20 protein-coding genes and 1 pseudogene are annotated in these 17,302 nt (G+C 66.4%); 9 read left to right on the forward strand and 12 right to left on the reverse strand.

Annotation, left to right across the window (positions count from 1 at the left end; all coding sequences use genetic code 11):
* Positions 1–150: 150 nt before the first annotated feature.
* From ACT89H_RS10440 to ACT89H_RS10450, 3 genes are read left to right on the forward strand one after another with little or no spacing between them, the layout of a single operon-like run.
* Positions 151–705 (forward strand): Mu transposase C-terminal domain-containing protein, encoded by a 555-nt coding sequence (locus ACT89H_RS10440; RefSeq protein WP_445108356.1) that lies wholly within the window; start codon positions 151–153, stop codon positions 703–705.
* Positions 702–1,142 carry an AAA family ATPase gene (locus ACT89H_RS10445; RefSeq protein ID WP_445108357.1) on the forward strand — a complete coding sequence of 147 codons (441 nt, stop codon included), beginning with the start codon at positions 702–704 and terminating at the stop codon, positions 1,140–1,142. The genes ACT89H_RS10440 and ACT89H_RS10445 overlap by 4 nt, the downstream gene beginning before the upstream one ends.
* Positions 1,094–1,675 carry a ribbon-helix-helix domain-containing protein gene (locus tag ACT89H_RS10450; protein ID WP_445108358.1) on the forward strand — a complete coding sequence of 194 codons (582 nt, stop codon included), beginning with the start codon at positions 1,094–1,096 and terminating at the stop codon, positions 1,673–1,675. Before ACT89H_RS10445 ends, ACT89H_RS10450 begins: the two co-directional genes overlap by 49 nt.
* Positions 1,676–1,702: 27 nt before the next feature.
* On the opposite strand, the gene ACT89H_RS10455 is transcribed toward ACT89H_RS10450, so the two are convergent.
* Positions 1,703–1,858, reverse strand: coding sequence for a hypothetical protein (locus ACT89H_RS10455; RefSeq protein WP_445108359.1), 156 nt, complete (start codon positions 1,856–1,858; stop codon positions 1,703–1,705).
* A gap of 311 nt (positions 1,859–2,169) precedes the next feature.
* On the opposite strand from ACT89H_RS10455, the gene ACT89H_RS10460 reads away from it, so the two are divergent.
* Together ACT89H_RS10460 and ACT89H_RS10465 are read left to right on the forward strand one after the other, a co-directional pair.
* Positions 2,170–2,613, forward strand: coding sequence for a hypothetical protein (locus ACT89H_RS10460; protein ID WP_445108360.1), 444 nt, complete (start codon positions 2,170–2,172; stop codon positions 2,611–2,613).
* A 112-nt stretch (positions 2,614–2,725) separates the two neighbouring features.
* Positions 2,726–3,019: a hypothetical protein gene (locus ACT89H_RS10465; RefSeq protein ID WP_445108361.1), complete on the forward strand. Its 294-nt coding sequence runs from the start codon at positions 2,726–2,728 to the stop codon at positions 3,017–3,019.
* Here ACT89H_RS10465 and ACT89H_RS10470 read toward each other — a convergent pair.
* From ACT89H_RS10470 to ACT89H_RS10495, 6 genes are all read right to left on the reverse strand, one after another.
* A complete protein-coding gene (locus ACT89H_RS10470; RefSeq protein WP_445108362.1) occupies positions 2,956–4,323 on the reverse strand; it encodes a TfuA-like protein in 1,368 nt (455 codons plus the stop codon). The two genes, ACT89H_RS10465 and ACT89H_RS10470, sit on opposite strands and share 64 nt — an antisense overlap.
* Entirely contained in the window at positions 4,320–5,483 is a 1,164-nt protein-coding gene (locus ACT89H_RS10475; protein ID WP_445108363.1) for a YcaO-like family protein, read from the reverse strand. Before ACT89H_RS10475 ends, ACT89H_RS10470 begins: the two co-directional genes overlap by 4 nt.
* A 67-nt stretch (positions 5,484–5,550) precedes the next feature.
* Positions 5,551–5,688 carry a hypothetical protein gene (locus ACT89H_RS10480; RefSeq protein ID WP_445108364.1) on the reverse strand — a complete coding sequence of 46 codons (138 nt, stop codon included), beginning with the start codon at positions 5,686–5,688 and terminating at the stop codon, positions 5,551–5,553.
* Positions 5,689–5,754: 66 nt separating this feature from the next.
* Positions 5,755–6,369 (reverse strand): hypothetical protein, encoded by a 615-nt coding sequence (locus tag ACT89H_RS10485; protein ID WP_445108365.1) that lies wholly within the window; start codon positions 6,367–6,369, stop codon positions 5,755–5,757.
* A gap of 35 nt (positions 6,370–6,404) precedes the next feature.
* Entirely contained in the window at positions 6,405–6,998 is a 594-nt protein-coding gene (locus tag ACT89H_RS10490) for a 2OG-Fe(II) oxygenase (protein WP_445108366.1), read from the reverse strand.
* Positions 6,982–7,953, reverse strand: coding sequence for a JmjC domain-containing protein (locus ACT89H_RS10495; RefSeq protein ID WP_445108367.1), 972 nt, complete (start codon positions 7,951–7,953; stop codon positions 6,982–6,984). Before ACT89H_RS10495 ends, ACT89H_RS10490 begins: the two co-directional genes overlap by 17 nt.
* Before the next feature lie 221 nt (positions 7,954–8,174).
* Here ACT89H_RS10495 and ACT89H_RS10500 point away from each other — a divergent pair, with 221 nt between their 5' ends.
* Together ACT89H_RS10500 and ACT89H_RS10505 are read left to right on the forward strand one after the other, a co-directional pair.
* Positions 8,175–9,413 carry an MFS transporter gene (locus ACT89H_RS10500; protein ID WP_445108368.1) on the forward strand — a complete coding sequence of 413 codons (1,239 nt, stop codon included), beginning with the start codon at positions 8,175–8,177 and terminating at the stop codon, positions 9,411–9,413.
* A gap of 30 nt (positions 9,414–9,443) precedes the next feature.
* Positions 9,444–10,202 (forward strand): class I SAM-dependent DNA methyltransferase, encoded by a 759-nt coding sequence (locus ACT89H_RS10505; RefSeq protein WP_445108369.1) that lies wholly within the window; start codon positions 9,444–9,446, stop codon positions 10,200–10,202.
* 666 nt (positions 10,203–10,868) lie between these two features.
* Here ACT89H_RS10505 and ACT89H_RS10510 read toward each other — a convergent pair.
* A pseudogene (locus ACT89H_RS10510) lies at positions 10,869–11,012 on the reverse strand (PNPOx family protein); the annotation flags it as partial.
* 46 nt (positions 11,013–11,058) lie between these two features.
* Positions 11,059–12,474 (reverse strand): acyl-CoA synthetase, encoded by a 1,416-nt coding sequence (locus ACT89H_RS10515; protein WP_445108370.1) that lies wholly within the window; start codon positions 12,472–12,474, stop codon positions 11,059–11,061.
* A gap of 137 nt (positions 12,475–12,611) precedes the next feature.
* Here ACT89H_RS10515 and ACT89H_RS10520 point away from each other — a divergent pair, with 137 nt between their 5' ends.
* Together ACT89H_RS10520 and ACT89H_RS10525 are read left to right on the forward strand one after the other, a co-directional pair.
* Positions 12,612–13,463, forward strand: coding sequence for an oxygenase MpaB family protein (locus ACT89H_RS10520; RefSeq protein ID WP_445108371.1), 852 nt, complete (start codon positions 12,612–12,614; stop codon positions 13,461–13,463).
* 112 nt (positions 13,464–13,575) lie between these two features.
* The gene (locus tag ACT89H_RS10525; protein WP_445108372.1) at positions 13,576–14,295 is read left to right on the forward strand and encodes a hypothetical protein; all 720 of its coding nucleotides are present in this window, start codon (positions 13,576–13,578) and stop codon (positions 14,293–14,295) included.
* A 1-nt stretch (position 14,296) separates the two neighbouring features.
* Here ACT89H_RS10525 and ACT89H_RS10530 read toward each other — a convergent pair whose 3' ends face one another.
* The 3 genes from ACT89H_RS10530 to dapC all read right to left on the reverse strand — a co-directional run bounded on the left by ACT89H_RS10530 (position 14,297) and on the right by dapC (position 17,294).
* Entirely contained in the window at positions 14,297–14,419 is a 123-nt protein-coding gene (locus ACT89H_RS10530) for a hypothetical protein (RefSeq protein WP_445108373.1), read from the reverse strand.
* On the reverse strand, positions 14,419–16,053 hold the full coding sequence (gene pruA / locus ACT89H_RS10535) for an L-glutamate gamma-semialdehyde dehydrogenase (RefSeq protein WP_445108374.1): 1,635 nt from the start codon (positions 16,051–16,053) through the stop codon (positions 14,419–14,421). The genes ACT89H_RS10530 and pruA overlap by 1 nt, the downstream gene beginning before the upstream one ends.
* A gap of 137 nt (positions 16,054–16,190) precedes the next feature.
* Entirely contained in the window at positions 16,191–17,294 is a 1,104-nt protein-coding gene (gene dapC / locus ACT89H_RS10540; protein WP_445108879.1) for a succinyldiaminopimelate transaminase, read from the reverse strand.
* Between the last annotated feature and the right edge of the window lie 8 nt (positions 17,295–17,302).

Raw genomic sequence — 17,302 nt, forward strand, 5'->3', positions numbered from 1 at the left:
GGGGTCGACGTCGGTGAGTGCTTCGGCGGTGCCGCGGATTTCGAGGCAGCGGTGCGCTGGTCGATCCGGACCAGCCAGCGCTGACGTTCGAGGCGTTCGTCGCCGAGTTACTGGCGTGGGTGGACTGGTGGAACCACGACCACGTCATCGATGAGCTCGGCGGCCGGACACCGCTGGCGTCGTGGCTGGCTCGAGGACGACCGCCGCCACCGCAAGATCACCACCAAGGGCGTCGCGTTCGGACGTGGCCGCCACTACATCGCGGACTGGATGGTGGGCCGCGTCGGGACCACGGTCCGGCTGCGCTACATGCCACACCACGATCACGAAGTCGAGGTGTTCGATGCCCGCGCTGGCGCGCATCTGGGCCGCGCCGAGCTGGCCGACCGGGCGTCGGAGGCCACCAAGGCAGCGGTGCGCCGCACCCGCGACCGCAAGGCGGCCAAGTTGCGAGCGGAGTTGTCGGCGGCCGAACGTGCCCGCCGCACCCGGTATGCCGCCACGACGACACCGGTCCCGGCGAAACGCCTGGATGCGATGACCGTCACCGAGGCCGACCGGGAACGCAGCGACGAGCAGGACGCGGACCTGGCGCGGTGGGCGCGCCCGGACTTGATTCCGCTGCCGCCGCCCGCGCCGGGCTGGGTCATGCCGATCGATCTGGATGAGGTGCACCACCGCAGCGGGAGAAAGAAGCAACTGTGACTCGACCACCGCACCCGGGTGCCGACCTCGCCGCTGCGGCCGATCACTTCCTCGGCCTGGCCGGCGCGCACATCGTGGCCACCGACGCGCTGCTGCTGATGAAGGACAACCTGGCCGACGTGATCGACGCCAAGGCGATGATGTGCGTGCACGGCGACGCCGGTGTCGGAAAGACACTGTCGGTCAACGCCACGCTGCGCGAGCTGGCCCCGGACACGGTATGCCGGGTGCAGTTCCGGGCCCGCCCTACACCGCGCGACATCCGGCACACGCTGTTCGACGCGCTCGCGATCGGCGGAGCACCGCCACGCAAGCCGATCGAGTTCGACAAGGTGCTCAAAGACGTTCTCTCCGAACGCTTCCGGGTGCTCGTGTGCGATGAGGCGCAATGGCTCTCGCGGGAGTGCTTCGAGTACTGGCGTTCTATCGCCGATTAGATCTGTTGCGGCTTAACCTGATTGGGCTCAACTTCTCGCAGGTCAGATCATGCCCTGTCGGTCATGGGTTTGCAACAGCCTCTGAACGTGTGTCCGGAGGCTGTTCGCGGTTGGAGAGTTGGTCGGCCGGGATGTTTCGCGGTGCAATGATCGCTGGATCACCCCAGCAGACGCTCGGCGAGGCAACCCGATCAGTGGGAGGTTGTGCGTTGGATCCGTGGACAGACGGCGAAACCGACCCTGGTGAGGAGTTTCACCAGGAAATGCTGGCCCGTTATGGCCAGGACTGGCCGAGGAAGATGCGGGAGGATCTGCGGTTCGATCCGGACGCCGAGGCCGAGGACGTCGAGCTGCCGGGACCGAATGCCGAGTTCATCATGGTGCGGAAGGTGTTCCTGCGGTTGCCGTTCGAGGTGGATAAGCAGTTCGAACAGCTCGGCCGCCGTCTCGGCCGCGGCCCGAGCGAGCTGGTGACCGAGTGGATCGCCGAACGCCTTGCCCGCGAAACCGAACCGCCAGCCACCAGGGAATGATCGCAGCACGAAACGATCGGGTCGCGGTCATTCGCCGAAGTCGAGGGGTTCGTGCGGTGTGCGGTCGCGGTTGTTGAGCAAGGCGTGCTCGTCGTCGGTGAGCCTGTTCTCCGGGCTGATGGCATCGACGAGCAATGAGCCGAGCTTAATCGGCTCGAGTTGCTCAGGCGACGGATCAATCATACGCCAATTCTTCCAGTCAAAGGATGTTCCCGGCACCCAGTAGACCAATAACGTTGCGGCACAAACCTTCGAGTAGCGATAGTTCCGTCAGGTGCCGCTCGCCAGGTCGACACGGCCGCTGGCCCAGCGGGCATAGGCTTTCTCCGGGCTGACCGTGATCACATCGGCGGCGGCCACGACGAGTTCGGGCCGAACACTACTCAGTCACCATGAAATCGCCCGTACCACAACATCTCTCGAAAACCGGTGATGTTACGGATACTCCGCAGGCCCACACTGAGCGGCCTTGGCATAAGGCTGATCTTCATTGCGTGTGGAAGGCCAACAAAGATCGCCTGGCCCGGGAGAAGTTCGCCCTCATCATCGGTGACGGTCAGGTGTGCGCCGTCGGGGAGATCACCGGCGTCACCGACCACGGCGACCGCGTCGCCGTCGAGCGCACCGTCCTACTCGAGGGGCACCCGGTGCGCGACGCCTGGATCGGTCGCCCCCACCCCGTGGTGAACAACTCGCAGAACCCGGTCGGCTACGTCTCCCTGCCCGAGGAAGCCGAGTTCACCGAACGCCCCTGTGGATGCGGCTGCGGGCAGGTCAGCACCCGCGATTTCCTGCCCGGCCACGACGTGCGTGCCATGCAGGACCGGGTCCGGCGCATGTTCGCCGGATCCGCCCTGGAGTTCATCCGCTGGGTCGACCGCAAGGCCGGTGAACACGGCGTCCCCTCCTCGCCGCGCACAGCCCATCGGGCACCATGAATTCCGCGAGCATCGCCCTGCGGGGACTGCCACCGGACAGCCGGCCCGAACTCTCGGTCACCCTCTACGATTCCCTGCTGCGCCACCCATGCCCGACCGAAAGCGAAAGCCGATGATCAGCAACAGAATCGGCCAGCACATCAAGTACCGCGAGTTCCTGCTCTGCCAGGCATGCGACGAGTACGTGTCGTGGCCGCCGGGCCAGCTCACCGACGACCTCGGCTGGGAGATCCGCACTTGTCCCGAGGGATGCGGCAGTCAGGTCAGCACCGTCCCGAGGTTCTGGACCGACCAGGGCCAGGCCACCGAATGGTTCGACGGCTGGTCCCCGACGCCCGCCCGCTATTTCGGCAGGCACGTTCGTGCGAGAACGAACGTGCGGCTCGCGTCTTTGGCGCGTTCGTAGGACAGGAATCCGCGTTGGCGTGCAGCGATCTCCTGCTGCAGTGGTGTCGGCGCGGAGAGTCCCCATTCGGCGTCGAGAGAGTTCACCAGGTGACCGTCCGACAATTGGTCGACGGTGAAACCCGCGGGCAGCAGCGAGGCGGTGGTTGTCACTGCAGCGCGCGCGTCCCCCGCGTTGTGGCGCACGCGCGCATCGATGGGCCTTGACCATGGCGTCGAGGAGTCGATGTGCAGGGGCGTGAGCGGGGTAGAGCGCATCACGATCAGGCGCACCTGAGTGCGGTCATCGAGTGTGCGTTGTTCGTCTGGCGTGAGCCATTGGTCTCGCTGTTCTGTCGCAAGGTCGCTCACAGTGATTGCATGGTTAGCGATTTCGAAATCTGCGGCACGGAGGAGATGCTTTTCGGGGGCCAGCGCGGTGATGGCGCTGATGTGGGCGAGCATCACCGTGCGCCACAGCTCGGGGAACTGTGGATCGTAGAGCTGGGTGTACTGCAGTGCCGCGAGTGAGGTGAGTGGCTCGGCTGGCTGGGACGTATACGGGCGGAAGCGATTTCGCCACTGATAGACAAATCCAGTGGCCCATCGCTCGGCTGGCGCATTGGACTGCTGCGGAGCTTCGCGTGCCAGTTCATCCAGGGCGTGCAGCGCGTCTGCCTTCTTGGTGTTGGCGGAGGCGGGGTGCTCGGTAAGCCAGCTCGTGACGGCCGCGCACTGGTCGGCGAGGTGGATGTTGTTGTCGCGTTTGAATATCCGCTGAAGGTTCTTCCAGGTGCGGCTGGGGTAGTCGAGTTGTTGGAGCTGGTCGAGGATGGCGGAGGCCACGCGGGAATCGATCACTGCCGCGGCGGCGGCGTCATGCAAGGCGAATCGGAAGTTGACCAACGGTTCGCTCAGCGCCCGGTACTGGTCTTCTTCTTCGAGGTGGACAACCGCCACTGCGTCGTCGTTGTCGATGACACCATGTGCGAAAAGGTCGAATATCCGCCCGATGCCGCGCATCCCGTGACGGTGCAGTTCGGCGGCGCGGAGGGCTCCCATGCTGCTGGACCCGAGGACGTCGACGCCGGCGGCGATCGTGTCGAGGATTTCCTTGTGCCGGATCGGTGCGGATTGGTGGAACAAGCCGTCGACAATGAGCACCCGGTCGCCGGGGTGGAGCTGCATCCGGTAGAGGTCGCCGTGGCGGACGGGCGGGTGAACGATCGCGTCCGGGCAGATCGTGTGGACCTCGCTCGCTGAGATCGTCGGTCCGCAGGTGACGTGCAGCCGCCGCTGTGGTGGGTTCGTCGTTGACTTGGTCATGAGGCTTCAGGCCGTGGGATCTGGTGGCGTGTACGGAATTGCAGGTTCGGGCATAGGGCTTTCACGACCGCGAAAGCTGGGTGGTCGGCCAAATCGACGATCAAGGGATGGTGACCGGAGACTGCCGCGATCTGGTTCGCCAGCCAGGCGGCTTCGGAGTCGTCGTCGTGGAACCGCGGCACCGCCATCCGGGTGAGGAGAGTGTCCCAATCCACCAGTGCGTGTGGGTCGGTGGTTTCGGTGGGTGGCCGGTTGGGTGTGGTCGATCGGCGGTAGGACTGGGGGTTGATGTCGTCGCGGGTGCCGACGATGGCGGTGAGTCGGCTTTGGGCGGCTTCGGTGATCGCGCGCGATAGCGCGACTCCGGGGTCGGTGTGTGCGCCGGAGCCGGTAGCGATGACCGGGGTGTCCGGCAGCCACAGGTAGCAGGCGAAACACCAGACCGGCCAGTGGGTTGTGGCGAGGACCAGTTCGAACCATGCGTCGGCGGCGCGCAGGGCGGCGAGCAGGTCGATCGCTGTGGGGTCGGCGATGGTCGCGGGGTCGATCCGTGTCCGCGCGGCGAGCGGGACAGCGGCCAGTGCGGTCGTGCAGTCGCGTTCGATGACTTCGAGCATGGCGTGGATGCAGGCTTCGGCGCGGGTATTGCCGGAGGCGAGGCCGTTGCTGGTGCTGGTGATCGCCTGTGGTGTCCACCGTGTCGGGGGTCGCCAATCCATGACCACTGCGGCGCGCGGGACGTAAGTCGTAGCGCTGCGGGCGTAGTCGGTGGCCGAGATCCAGTCCAGCGGCATGGTGTCGGTGCCGATGCCGCGCACGGTGGTGGCCAGATCCGCGACGCGGTAGGTAAGGGCGAGTTCGCGGGCGGGTACCGCGGTGGCGGTGGCCTCAGGCGTTGCGTGTTCGGCATGCCACATTTCGATGGCTTCCATCGCTGCGGATACCTTGGCGGCCAAGGGGTCTGCACCTTTGCCCTGTGCGACGGTCAGTGTGCGCGCGAGCGGTCGCACGGCCATGTAGACGGGGATGCCGATGATGTCGAGATCGGTAACGTTCGCGAGGCGGGTGATGCCGTAGTCGTTCAGGCGCGGTTCGATGCCGGCCCAGGTGGTTTCGGGATGGCGTACGCGGTGGGTACCGCGGAAGTAGGTCTTGTGCACGGTAGGCGTTTCCTTGTCGCGGTGGTGGGGCCGCCTGCAGTCGGCCCCACCACCGTCTTCAGTGTGGTCAGCCGAGGAAGTCCGGCACGGCCGCATCGTGCATGACGATGGCGGGCACGAGGCCTTCGTTGAACAGGTCCATCACGAAGTCATGGACGTCGTTGTCGTCGGCTGGAGCCGCCTTCTTGTCGGTGTTGTTGGGCATGGGTTCACCTCCTTCGCCTGTCGGTGGGATAACACGGCGCGATCGCCGTGCAGGTCTTGATGGTGCTCAGTCGAGGTCGAAGAAGCACACGAATCCGAGGATGCCCAGCGGCTGCTCGAAAGGCGGCCGCCAATGTGGGATGTTGTAACCGTCGAATCCGCGCATTTTGCGGTGTACGATGTCAAATCGCTGCCCTGAAGAGGGGAAATAGCCTTCGCGGCGTGCTTGTTCGATGACTGTCATGTTGGGTTCGCCGCGCAGGGACGGCATCCAACCCATGTAGTCCAGGTTCGGGGTCACCCCGAAGCTGACGGTGATGGCACATTTCACGTCGTCGCGGTGGATGGCCATGAAATCGCCGTGGGTGTAGTACTTGTAGCCCAGTCTGGCCGGGACGAGTCCTCGCATTCCGGTGGCGGCGGAGACAAGTTTGTTGAACTCCCGGGAGATCGCGATTTCGCGCAGGACCGGGCCCGCCAGATGCGCTCGGCATCGTTGCGGTGCTACCAAAGCACCGTCGCGGCGGTCGTCGAAGTCAATGCCTTCGGTCTGCCGGTCGAAGGCATCCGGTTCCAGCGTGTGGGCTTCGCGTTCGATGTCATCCCAGGTGCGGGAATCCAGGAAGTCAGGTAGTTCGATGAATCCTGAGTCGGTCCATGTTTGATGCACGGCATCGGACAAGACGCCACCCCCATTGCGTGTAAAGAGTCCGGTGGTCAGAGGTCGAAATAGCAGAACGTGCCGAGGATTCCGAGGTCGGAGTTGAACGGCGTCCGCCAGTGCGGAATGTTGTAGCCGTCGAATGCTTGGGCGCTGCGGCGGGCGATGGGCATGCCTTTTTCAGGCAACGAGTCGAACAGATTGTCGTCGCTGATCATCGCGACGACCTCGTCGTTGCTGGAGTGGCGGTGCTCGGGCGCCCATCCCATTTGGTCGAGGTTGTCGGTCAGCCCGATCAGCACGGTGACAGTCGCCTTGATCGAGTCGCGGTGCGGGCCCAGGAAATCGCCGGGCCGGTAGAAGTTGTAGCCACACCGGACCGGCACGAGTCGTGGCAGTTCGGTGGCCTCACGGATGGCGGTGAGTACTTCGCGCGACCGCAGCACCGATTGGAAGGCGGGCCCGCCCTTATGGCTGCTGAAGTGGGCTGGTGAGCAGAAGCTTCCGTCACGGAAGGTCTGAACGCTGGGCAGACCGTCCTCGTGGGCGTGGGGAACAAGCGCGTTCGCCTCGGATTCCAGTGCTTCCCACGTTGATTCGTCGATAATGGAGTCGAGCTGGAGGTAACCGGTGTCAGACCATGTCGCCATCGTGATTCCTCCCCCGTGATGTGTGCGAATGCAGCGAGCCCAGAACCGCGGTGGTGTGATCGGCCCTGTGCCGCAGGGTTTCGAGATGGTCGTCGAGGATGTGGCCGGTGTCAGCGGCGACCAGCGCGTGGGCCAGATGTTCGAGGATGTGTGTGAGCTGCTCATGGGCGCGGTGTGGCGCAACGGGCCAGCCGACGGGCAGATTCCGGGCCTCGCCTTGGTCGAGAAGGTTCTCGAGTGTCTGTGTGACGTAGGAGTTGACGAGGGCCTGGCACGCGGTGGCGCGGACTCCGATAGTGATGTGTCCGGAGAGTTGGCCGGTGGTCGAGCGTGCCGAATGCACGGTGTTCTTGGTCAGATAGAGGGTGTCGCCGGGATTCATGGTCAGCTCGGTGTCGGGTCCGTCACCGTCGCGCAAGGTCCACTGTTTGCTTCCGAACGCCTGCACGACGAACGCATTGTGCGGATCGGTGTGTGGCGGAAGGCCTTGTTCCCCAGGCGGGGTGATGTAGATGTTGGCTTGGCAGACGTGTCCGAGTTCTTCGGTGAGGTTGTCACAGAATGCGCGCAGTGCGGGCAGGAAGCGGTGCGCTCCCTGCAGGATCAGGGTGGCGCCACTGTTAATGGCGGCCACGATCCGGGTCGTGTCCGGTGTTCCCTCAGTGAATTGCTGGAACAGGGCGGACGCTTCGGCTACCAGCTCCGGTGGGCGGGGCGGGCCCGGTGTGCGGATGTATTCCGATGGCGGGATCGCCCGGCCTTCGCGCACGAGTCGAAAGTGCTGCACCCGCAACAACGATGTCGCGAACAAGGCGTCGATGTCGGTGATCCCGATGAGCGGTTGTGTGAGCATGCTCGGGAAATGCGCCGATCGCTGTCCCCACACCTGGGTGAGAAACAGGTCCGGCTCTTTGACCAGTTGCTGCAACACCGAACTGCTGTCTGCGTCGTTCAAATGTCCACCCCCTAGACGGACTCTGTTGTCGCGGTGCGGAATTCGCATTCCCCGCGATCTGTGAGGCGGAAAGCCGACTCCCCTGACTTCCCTCATTCGCAGCGTAACGTCCAGACGGACGAAGCCGATCTCTCGCCACGAATTGTGACAAAGCGCACAATAGGGCGGTGGTGGTGTTGGTGTTGCTGCTGTTGATCACCATGCGCGTATGCTCCGAAAGCATGTCGTTGAAGTCGGGGGCTCAGGTACTGGCGGCTCACCCACAATTCCGAATCCTGTTCTGGGGCAGGACGATATCGCTCACGGGCTCGGCGGTCGCGCCGATCGCGCAAGCCTTCGCCGTGCTGGATCTGACCGGGTCCGCCACAGCCTTTGGTGTCGTGCTGGCCATCGGCTACACCCCACTGATCGCGTTCCTGCTCATCGGCGGCGTCGTCGCCGACCGGTTCAGCCGCAGCACGGTCATGGTCTGGTCGAATTGGATTTGCGCTGCCGCACAAGCAGTTCTGGCCGCGCTGCTCGTGACCGGACATGCGCACGTGTGGCAGATCGCCGCCGCCGCCGCGGTGGCCGGTGGTGCGGGCGCGTTCTTCGGACCCGCCTCCCAAGGCATCCTCCCCCAACTGGTGGACTCCAAGCAGTTGCACGACGCCAACGCGTTGCTGCGCCTGAGCATGAACGGCGTCAAGGTTCTCGGCCCGGCCCTGGGCGGCGCCGCCGTCGCGTTCATCGGATCCGGCTGGGTCATCGCCTGGGACGCAGCCTCTTTCGCGATCGCCGCGATACTTCTGGGACGTCTGCGCGTGCAGCTGCCCCCCCGACCGCCCTCACAGTTCCGCACCGATCTAGCAGAGGGGTGGAACGAGTTCTGGTCCCGGTCCTGGCTGTGGTCACTGGTACTGCAGTACTCCCTGGTCAACGCCGTGTGGGTCGGTTGCTTCCAGCTACTCGGACCGATCATCAGTGAGCGCAGCCTCGGCGGGCCAACCGCATGGGGCATCATCACCGCCGCGTTGGCCGCTGGGCTGCTTGCCGGTGGTGTGCTCATCCTGGCATGGAAGCCGCGGCGGCCGCTGCTGGCCGCCGCGGCGAGCACGCTCACCAAGGCGCTACCATTGGCCGCCCTCGCCGCAGCCCAACCGTTGTGGCTGGTCACGGCAGCCACCTTCATCGCCGGTGTCGGGACAGAGATCTTCATCGTGTGCTTCTACGCCACCCTGCAGCGACTCGTACCTGCCGACCGCGTCAGCCGGGTATCGTCCTACGACATCCTGTTCGGGACCGTCCTGATACCCCTGGGCTATCTCATCGCCGGCCCTGTCAGCGATCACGTCGGCACGATGCCGACGATCATCACCGGCGTCGGAATCGTCATCGCCTCGACCGTCGCGGTCGCGCCGCTCCCGGCCGTCCGCGCCTACCGCGCACCTGATGAAACCAAGGCCGACGTTTCGGCCTAGCCACCACCACCTGGGGAGGGAATCCACATCATGAGTCACGACAACGAACATGCCCGCCAGCAAGCCCAGCTCTGGGATCGGTGGGCCGACGTCTACGACGACTGGCACGCTTCCAACACCCCGCACGACGCAGCGGAGTTCCTGATCAAACACCTGCCCGAATCCGGGCGGATACTGGAGCTCGGTGTCGGAACTGGCCGGGTCGCATTGGAAATCGCTCGCCGCAGCTACCCAGTCGAGGGCCTCGACATCTCCGAAGCCATGCTCGCCCAACTGGCCAGCAAAGCCACCGATCTCCCACTCACTGCGTCGTTGGGCGACATGGCCGACATCCCCCTCAGCGGTCGCTTCGACCTCATCTACTGCACGTCTAGCTCGTTTTTCCACCTCGCCGACCAGCAGCGGCAGGTCGCGTGCTTCCGCAGCGTCAGCGAACACCTTGCTCCGCAAGGACGCTTCGTTCTGGAAGCTTTCATCCCCTCGCCGGAACTGCTCAGTCCGGCCCGCACCATGACGCTGCGGGACTTCACGCCCACGGCTCTTCGGTTTTCCGCGACTATGGTGAACCGGTACACCCAGCGGATCCGGTTCCAGGAAGCGACCCTTCGTCCAGACGGCATCGAGTTTCTGCCGGTCGAGGAACGCTACTGCTGGCCCTCCGAACTCGACCTCATGGCTCAACTGGCCGGTCTCGAGTTCGAAACCCGCTACGCCAGCTACACCTACGAACCGATCAACCACAAAGCCAGTCAGCATGTATCGATCTACCGCAGTCAAGAACAGGGCTGATCTCACCGGAAGATCGAACTTCACTGTGCGGTAGTCCAGTTCCGAAATGCCGAGAGTCCCGGCACACTGCTATTCCGCACCGTCGCCGATCAGATCTGTCTGAGGTTGGACACACGCCACTCGTCGGGAGTACGCGCAACGGAGCAGGACAACGATGATCCGGGCTCACCCGGGGATTCAGATTTCACGGCTGAAGAGGACTTCGAACATCGCTGAAGCCGACTTCGAAACCCGACACCACGTCCGCCGAATCCGGCGGTAAGAGCCACTACCGCAGATAGTTTCGCGATTCGGCGCAATCTTTGCACGCCACGGTGCATTCGCCCGGGTCGCTGTTCTAGTTTCCGCACATAGTGTCGTTGTCGGCGGTAACTCCTTGGCGTGACATTTCGTCAAGTTGGGGATCTACTCGCGGGCCCGCGCCGAACGGGGAGCCTTGCCCGTTCGCTGGGCAGCGTGGGCACCCAGCGGATATGGCGAGCGACGTGCGCGTCCTGCCGCTTGCCCACAGAGTAGCTACTAGCACCGACAGTTCCGGTCAGCACGAGCCGACCTGCGGAGATGCCGTCAGACCGTGCGGCGTCCACTGACATTTCATGCGGCCTACCACTGACAGGCAGTGACGTTTCCCCAGCTCACGCCACAGACATTTTCGTGCGGGCTCCCAATGTCGATGGTGCCCAGCTCGGCGTTGTAGCGGAAGCCGACCGGGTTGTTCTGCGGAGTGCCGTCGGGCCGGACGGTGGCCAACCGGCCCAGCCGCTGGGTGTGCAGGTAATCGATCTGTTCGGGTGTCAGGGTCGCAGTCATGCGCTGACCATAGAACCTCTACCTAGCTCGAGGTCAATGCCCACGGTCAGCCCAGCTTCTTCTTCTGCACCTTGCCCATGGCGTTGCGTGGCAGCGCGTCGACCACCCGGATCTCGCGTGGGCGTTTGTGCACCGAAAGTTCCGCCGCCACATGGTCGATCAACTCGCGTTCGGTCGCGGCGGCGCGCAGCACGACGAACGCGGTGATGCGCTTACCGAGGTCGTCGTCGGGCAGGCCGACTACCGCGGCTTCCGCGACCGCGGGGTGACCGAGCAGCACCGTCTCCACCTCACCCGCGCCGACCCGGTAACCACCGGACTTGATCAAATCGACCGATTCCCGGCCGACGATGCGATGAAAGCCTTCCGCGTCGATGGCGGCGACATCGCCGGTCCGGAACCATCCGTCCTCGGTCCAGCTCTGCGCGGTCGCCTCCGGCCGGTTCAGGTAGCCGTCGAACAGCATGGGCCCGGCCACTTCCAGGCCCCCGATGCTCTCGCCGTCGTGCGGCACCGGATGCCCGGACTCGTCCCGGATCCGGGTGCGCACACCGCGCACCGGCAATCCGACCCAGCCCGGCCTGCGCTCACCGTCGGCCCGGGTGGACAGGGTGATCATGGTTTCGCTCATGCCGTAGCGCTCGACCGGCGCGTGCCCGGTCAGCTCGCGCAGCCGCTCGAACACCGGCACCGGCAGCGGCGCGCTACCGGATACCAACAGCCGCGCGTCGGCCAGTTGCTTCGCGGCGTCGGGGTCGTCGACCACCCGTGACCACACGGTCGGCACGCCGAAGTACAGGGAACCCTTGGCTTCCGCGTACGCCTGCGGCGTCGGCTTGCCGGTGTGGATCAGCGGACTGCCCACTCGCAGCGGACCGAGCAGGCCGAGGATCAGCCCGTGCACATGGAACAACGGGAGCCCGTGTACCAGTGTGTCGCTAGCGGTCCACGCCCAGGCCTCGGCAAGGGCGTCCAGACCAGCGGCGATCGCCCCGCGACCGAGTAGCACGCCTTTGGGCAGGCCGGTGGTTCCCGAGGTGTAGAGCACGAAAGCCGTGGCGGCCGGGTCGGGTTCGGGATAGGTGTGCCAGGACCTGGCGTGCCGCCGCACCGGCACCACGGGCAGGTCGGTGCCATCCGGCGCATTTCCCAGCCACGCCTGAGCGCCCGAGTCGGCCAGAATGTGCGCCCGCTCGGCGGTTCCGGAGTCCGGCGGCACCGGTACTACCGTGACGCCCGCGACGAGGCAGCCCACCACCGCGAGCACGGTCTCCACGGTCGGCTCGGCGAAAACCGCCACCCGTTCCGCGCGCGCGACGCGTTCGGCCACCGACGTGGCGGCGCCGAGCAGGTCGCTGCGCGAGAGGGTGGTCCCGTCGATGGTGACGGCGTCGGGGATGTCCGCCCCACCTGCGACGGCGAGCGGATTCAAGGAGCTGAGCAGCGGCGGACCGAACGACATTCGTTCACGCTACTTCGCCGGGTTCGCGGCGATGCCGCGGCATCCCACACCGACCGGCGTCGAATGTGACGGTTGACACTCCATCTGAGGTGATGAGAACGTTGTTGCATAGCTTTCTCACCCCTGCGAGGTCGACGATGACCGGGCACCTTCCCGCGACGCAGCGTCCCGAATCGCCGGACTCCTTCGACATCGGGCACTACATCGATGGCGCTGCCGGCCTGTTCGGGGGCGTGGCGAACGTGATCATGCAGCTGAGCACCCCTCCGGTCGGATATGGCGTGCTGGAGAGCACGGTGGACAGCGGAAACGTCATGCTGCATCCGGTCAAACGACTGCGCACCACGTTGACCTACCTCGCCGTGGCCATGCTCGGCACCGACGAGGAACGCGCCGCCTACCGCGCCGCGGTCGACGTGTCCCATCGCCGGGTCCACTCCACCGGCTCGAGCCCCGTGCGCTACAACGCCTTCGATCCCGGGCTGCAACTCTGGGTCGCGGCCTGCCTGCATTGGGGAGCGCGGGATCTGTACGAGCGCATGCACGGCCCGATGGACGAGGCGGCGGCGGACGCGTTCTACCGCCTCGGCGCCCGGCTCGGCACCACCCTCCAGATGCCCGAAACGATGTGGCCCGCCGACCGCCGCGCCTTCGCCGCGTACTGGACCGCCACCCTCGCCGGTACCAGCATCGACCCGACGGTCCGGGCCTATTTCGACGACCTCATCGACCTGCGCATGCTGCCGCGACCCGCGCAGCTTGCCTTCGGGCGGCTGCATCGCTTCTTCGTGACCGGATTGCTACCCCAGCACCTGCGCGAGGAGATGGGGATGACCTGGACCGACCGCGACGAGCGCATACTCGGCCGCATCCTGCGCATCGTCGGAGCCACCGAGTCCCGGCTGCCGCGACCGATCCGCGCGTTCCCGCTGAATGCCTATCTCCTGGACATGCGCATCCGGCGTCGGCTCGGCCTCCGCCTCGTCTGAAGTAACCCTCGTTTCACTTCAGTTACCACTGGGCAATCGCATCTCGTATTCCTGATCGCGCCCGAACAGCGCCGCGGCGATGCGACGTGGCGACCCACACCAGGAGGAGACGATGGGCTACCGAACGATGGTGACCGCGCTGATCGCCTGCGGATTCCTGGCGCTGTCCGCGCCGGTGGCCTCTGCCGACGAAACCGGCGAGACGGAGGTCGCCGCGGTGCCACCGCGCACGGCGATCTCCGTACGCACCTCGGTCGGCATCGGCTGGGGAACGCCGAACGAACACGAGTCACGCTCGAGTCTGTCGCTGTCCAAACTCTTCCTCGCCGACTACGCCCTGCGCCACGGCGACGGCTCGCCCGAGGACCGCATGCTGGGCGAGCGAATGATCCGCTACTCCGATGACGGTGCGGCGACCGCGATGGAGGCCAAGTATCCCCAAGCGATCGCGGCCATCGCCGCCGAATACGGCCTGGCCGAGACGGTGCCCGGGCCCGACTGGGGCGCGGGTGCGACCAGCGCCGCGAACGTGTCCGACTTCCTGGCCACCAAGCTGCGCACCGATCCCGGATCACCGATCTTCGAATGGATGGCCGCCGCGGGATCGACGGCGCAAGACGGCACCGAACAGGACTGGGGCACCGCCCGGTGGCCGTTCGTCCAGGGCACCAAGTGGGGCTGGTCGGATCTCGGCGAGCCGGAGGTCGCCTCCGCGTCCTTCGGGCCGGGTTTCGCCGTGACCGCGCACACCCACGGCACCGCGGCCGAGCAGACCGCGGACGTGATGGCCGCGCTCGGGGCCATGCTCTTCGGCCTTCCGCAACACCGCTGAGTCAGCGCACCCGGACCGACACCACCACGTGATCGCGCCCGAACCGCCGGATCGACGCGTCGTCGCCGAGCGGGATGACGGTCTGCGGTGGCAGCGCCAGTGCCGGCGCGGTCCGGGCGATCATCACCTCTCCATGTGTGGGTAGCGGAAGTCGACCGGCGGCACGAAGGTCTCCTTGATCGTCCGGGGCGCCACCCAGCGCAGCAGGTTCAACGGCGAGCCCGCCTTGTCGTCGGTGCCGGAGGCACGGGCCCCGCCGAACGGTTGCTGCCCCACCACCGCGCCCGTGGGCTTATCGTTGACATAGAAATTGCCCGCCGCGAAACGCAGTGCGGCGTCGGCCTGTTCGATCGCGTACCGATCCTGCGCGAACACCGCGCCGGTCAGTGCGTAAGGCGCCGCCGACTCCACTTCGGCCAGTATCGCCCGGTAAGCGCCGGGATCGGCGTCGTCGTAGACATACACCGACAGGATCGGCCCGAAATACTCGGTGGCGAACGACTCGTCGTGCGGGTTGTCGGTCAGGAACACGGTCGGGCGGACGAACCAGCCTTCGCTGTCGTCGTAGGTCCCGCCGACCGGGATGGCGACGCCCGCGTCCGCGGCCCGCCGAATGGCCGCCACATTCTTGTCATACGCCCGCCGATCGATCAGCGCCCCACCGAAATTCGACAGATCCGCGACGTCGCCGTAGCTCAGCCGGTCGGCGTCGTGCAGGAACTCCTCGCCCATCGCGCGCCAGACCGACCGCGCGATGTAGGCCCGCGAGGCCGCCGAGCACTTCTGACCCTGGTACTCGTAGGCGCCGCGAATCAAGGCGGTGCGCAGGGCGGCCGGATCGGCCGAGGAGTGCGCGACGATGAAGTCCTTACCACCGGTCTCCCCCACCAGCCGCGGATAACCGTGATAGCGGCCGATATTCGCGCCCACCTGCTGCCAGAGATACTGGAACGTCTTGGTGGAGCCGGTGAAATGGATGCCGGCCAGCCGCGGATCGGCCAATGCCACCTCCGACAGCTGCACCCCGTCGCCGGTGACCATATTGATCACGCCGGGGGGCAGGCCCGCCGCCTCCAGCAACCGCATGGTGTGGAAGGCCGACAATGTCTGCGTCGGCGATGGCTTCCACACCACCGTGTTACCCATCAGAGCGGGCGCGGTCGGCAGATTCCCGGCGATGGCGGTGAAGTTGAACGGTGTGATGGCGTAGACGAATCCCTCCAGCGGCCGATAGTCCATCCGGTTCCACACCCCGGCGCTGGACCTGGGCTGTTGTTCCAGGATCTCCCGCGCGAACGCGACGTTGAACCGCCAGAAGTCGACCAGCTCGCACGGCGCGTCGATCTCGGCTTGCTGAGCCGATTTCGACTGCCCGAGCATGGTGGCCGCCGCGATCGTCTCCCGCCACGGCCCGGCCAGCAGGTCCGCGGCGCGCAGCAGCACCGCGGCGCGCTCCTCGAACGGCAGCGCCCGCCACCCCGGGGCGGCGGCCATCGCGGCGTCGATGGCTCCGTGCGCTTCCGAATGCGTGATGTCGGTGTAGGTCCCCAGCACGTGCCGATGGCGGTGCGGCGCGACGATCTCGTGCCGTTCACCGATGCCGGGTCGATGCTTGCCGCCGATGACCAGCGGCACGTCGACGGGTTCGGCGGACAGCTCGGCGAGCTTGCCGAGAAGAAGCTCCCGTTCGGGGCTCCCGGGCGCGTACGAGTGCACCGGTTCGTTGCCGGGCCTCGGGACAACCGTGACAGCGTCCATACCTCAGGCTAGCTCGCCACGCAGCACGGGCGCGGACGCCGACACACCCGCTGTGCCCGTCGGATGAGGTGTTGCTGCCCGACACCCCGGCGATTGCCGCGCCCGCTCTCGCGCAGCGGCGACGAACGTCGCGGGCGTCAGCCCAGGCGTTCGGCCGCCGCCGCGATCCGCTCGTCGGTCGCGGTCAGCGCGATCCGCACGTGCTCGCTCGCACCGGGGCCGTAGAAGTCGCCGGGCGCCGCGAGGATGCCGCGGTCGGCGAGCCATTCCAACGTGGCCCGGCACGGCTCGCCGCGCGTCGACCACAGATACAGGCCCGCCTCGGAGTGATCGATCCGGAAACCCGCCGCCGCCAAGGCCTTCCGCAACACGTCGCGGCGGGCACGGTAGCGCTCCCGCTGGCGCGCCTCGTGCGCGTCGTCGCTGAGCGCGGCGGTCATCGCGGCCTGGATCGGGAACGGCACCATCATGCCCGCGTGCTTGCGCACTTCGAGCAGTTCCGCGACCAGCTCCGGGTCGCCCGTCACGAATCCGGCGCGGTAGCCGGCCAGATTGGAGGTCTTGGACAGCGAATGCACGGCCAGCAGGTTGGTGTGGTCGCCGTCGCACACGTCGGGGTCGAGCAAGGAGACGCCGCGCGCCTCCCAAGTCAGTCCCAGGTAGCACTCGTCGGAGGCGACGATCACGCCGCGCTCCCTGGCGAAGGCGACCACCTTGCGCAGATGTTCGACGCCGACCACCCGCCCGGTGGGGTTGGACGGCGAGTTCACGTAGATCAGCGCGGGCGTCCGCGGACCGAGCCGGGTCAGTCCGTCCGCGCGCAGCACCTGCGCGCCCGCCAGCAACGCGCCGACCTCGTAGGTGGGATAGGCGACCTCGGGAATGACGACCAGGTCACCCGAGCCGAGCCCGAGCAGCCGGGGAAGTCCCGCGATCAGCTCCTTCGTGCCGATCACGGGCAGCACGGCCGCGGGCTCGAGTCCGGTGATCCCGTAGCGCCGCTTCAGCGCGTCGACCGCGGCCGCGCGGAGCTCGGGGGTGCCGTGCGTGGTCGGGTAACCGGGCACCGCCGCGACGGAGTTCAGCGCCGCGCGGATCAGCGGGTCGACCGGATCGACCGGAGTACCGACGGACAGGTCGACGATCCCGCCGGGGTGGGCAGCCGCCCGAGCCTTCACCGAAGCGAGGGTGTCCCAAGGAAAATCAGGTAGCAGACTGCTGACCCGGCCACGCGGCGACACGACGGATC

This window comes from Nocardia aegles (genome assembly GCF_052545135.1).

Bases quoted from the DNA above. Each gene is read 5' to 3' on its own strand.
- ACT89H_RS10440 (WP_445108356.1), top strand. From the start codon at position 151: ATGAGCTCGGCGGCCGGACACCGCTGGCGTCGTGGCTGGCTCGAGGAC.
- ACT89H_RS10450 (WP_445108358.1), top strand. From the start codon at position 1,094: ATGGCTCTCGCGGGAGTGCTTCGAGTACTGGCGTTCTATCGCCGATTA.
- ACT89H_RS10455 (WP_445108359.1), bottom strand. From the start codon at position 1,858: ATGATTGATCCGTCGCCTGAGCAACTCGAGCCGATTAAGCTCGGCTCA.
- ACT89H_RS10465 (WP_445108361.1), top strand. From the start codon at position 2,726: ATGATCAGCAACAGAATCGGCCAGCACATCAAGTACCGCGAGTTCCTG.
- ACT89H_RS10470 (WP_445108362.1), bottom strand. From the start codon at position 4,323: ATGACCAAGTCAACGACGAACCCACCACAGCGGCGGCTGCACGTCACC.
- ACT89H_RS10480 (WP_445108364.1), bottom strand. From the start codon at position 5,688: ATGCCCAACAACACCGACAAGAAGGCGGCTCCAGCCGACGACAACGAC.
- ACT89H_RS10490 (WP_445108366.1), bottom strand. From the start codon at position 6,998: ATGGCGACATGGTCTGACACCGGTTACCTCCAGCTCGACTCCATTATC.
- ACT89H_RS10500 (WP_445108368.1), top strand. From the start codon at position 8,175: ATGTCGTTGAAGTCGGGGGCTCAGGTACTGGCGGCTCACCCACAATTC.
- ACT89H_RS10505 (WP_445108369.1), top strand. From the start codon at position 9,444: ATGAGTCACGACAACGAACATGCCCGCCAGCAAGCCCAGCTCTGGGAT.
- ACT89H_RS10515 (WP_445108370.1), bottom strand. From the start codon at position 12,474: ATGTCGTTCGGTCCGCCGCTGCTCAGCTCCTTGAATCCGCTCGCCGTC.
- ACT89H_RS10520 (WP_445108371.1), top strand. From the start codon at position 12,612: ATGACCGGGCACCTTCCCGCGACGCAGCGTCCCGAATCGCCGGACTCC.
- ACT89H_RS10525 (WP_445108372.1), top strand. From the start codon at position 13,576: ATGGGCTACCGAACGATGGTGACCGCGCTGATCGCCTGCGGATTCCTG.
- ACT89H_RS10530 (WP_445108373.1), bottom strand. From the start codon at position 14,419: ATGATCGCCCGGACCGCGCCGGCACTGGCGCTGCCACCGCAGACCGTC.
- pruA (WP_445108374.1), bottom strand. From the start codon at position 16,053: ATGGACGCTGTCACGGTTGTCCCGAGGCCCGGCAACGAACCGGTGCAC.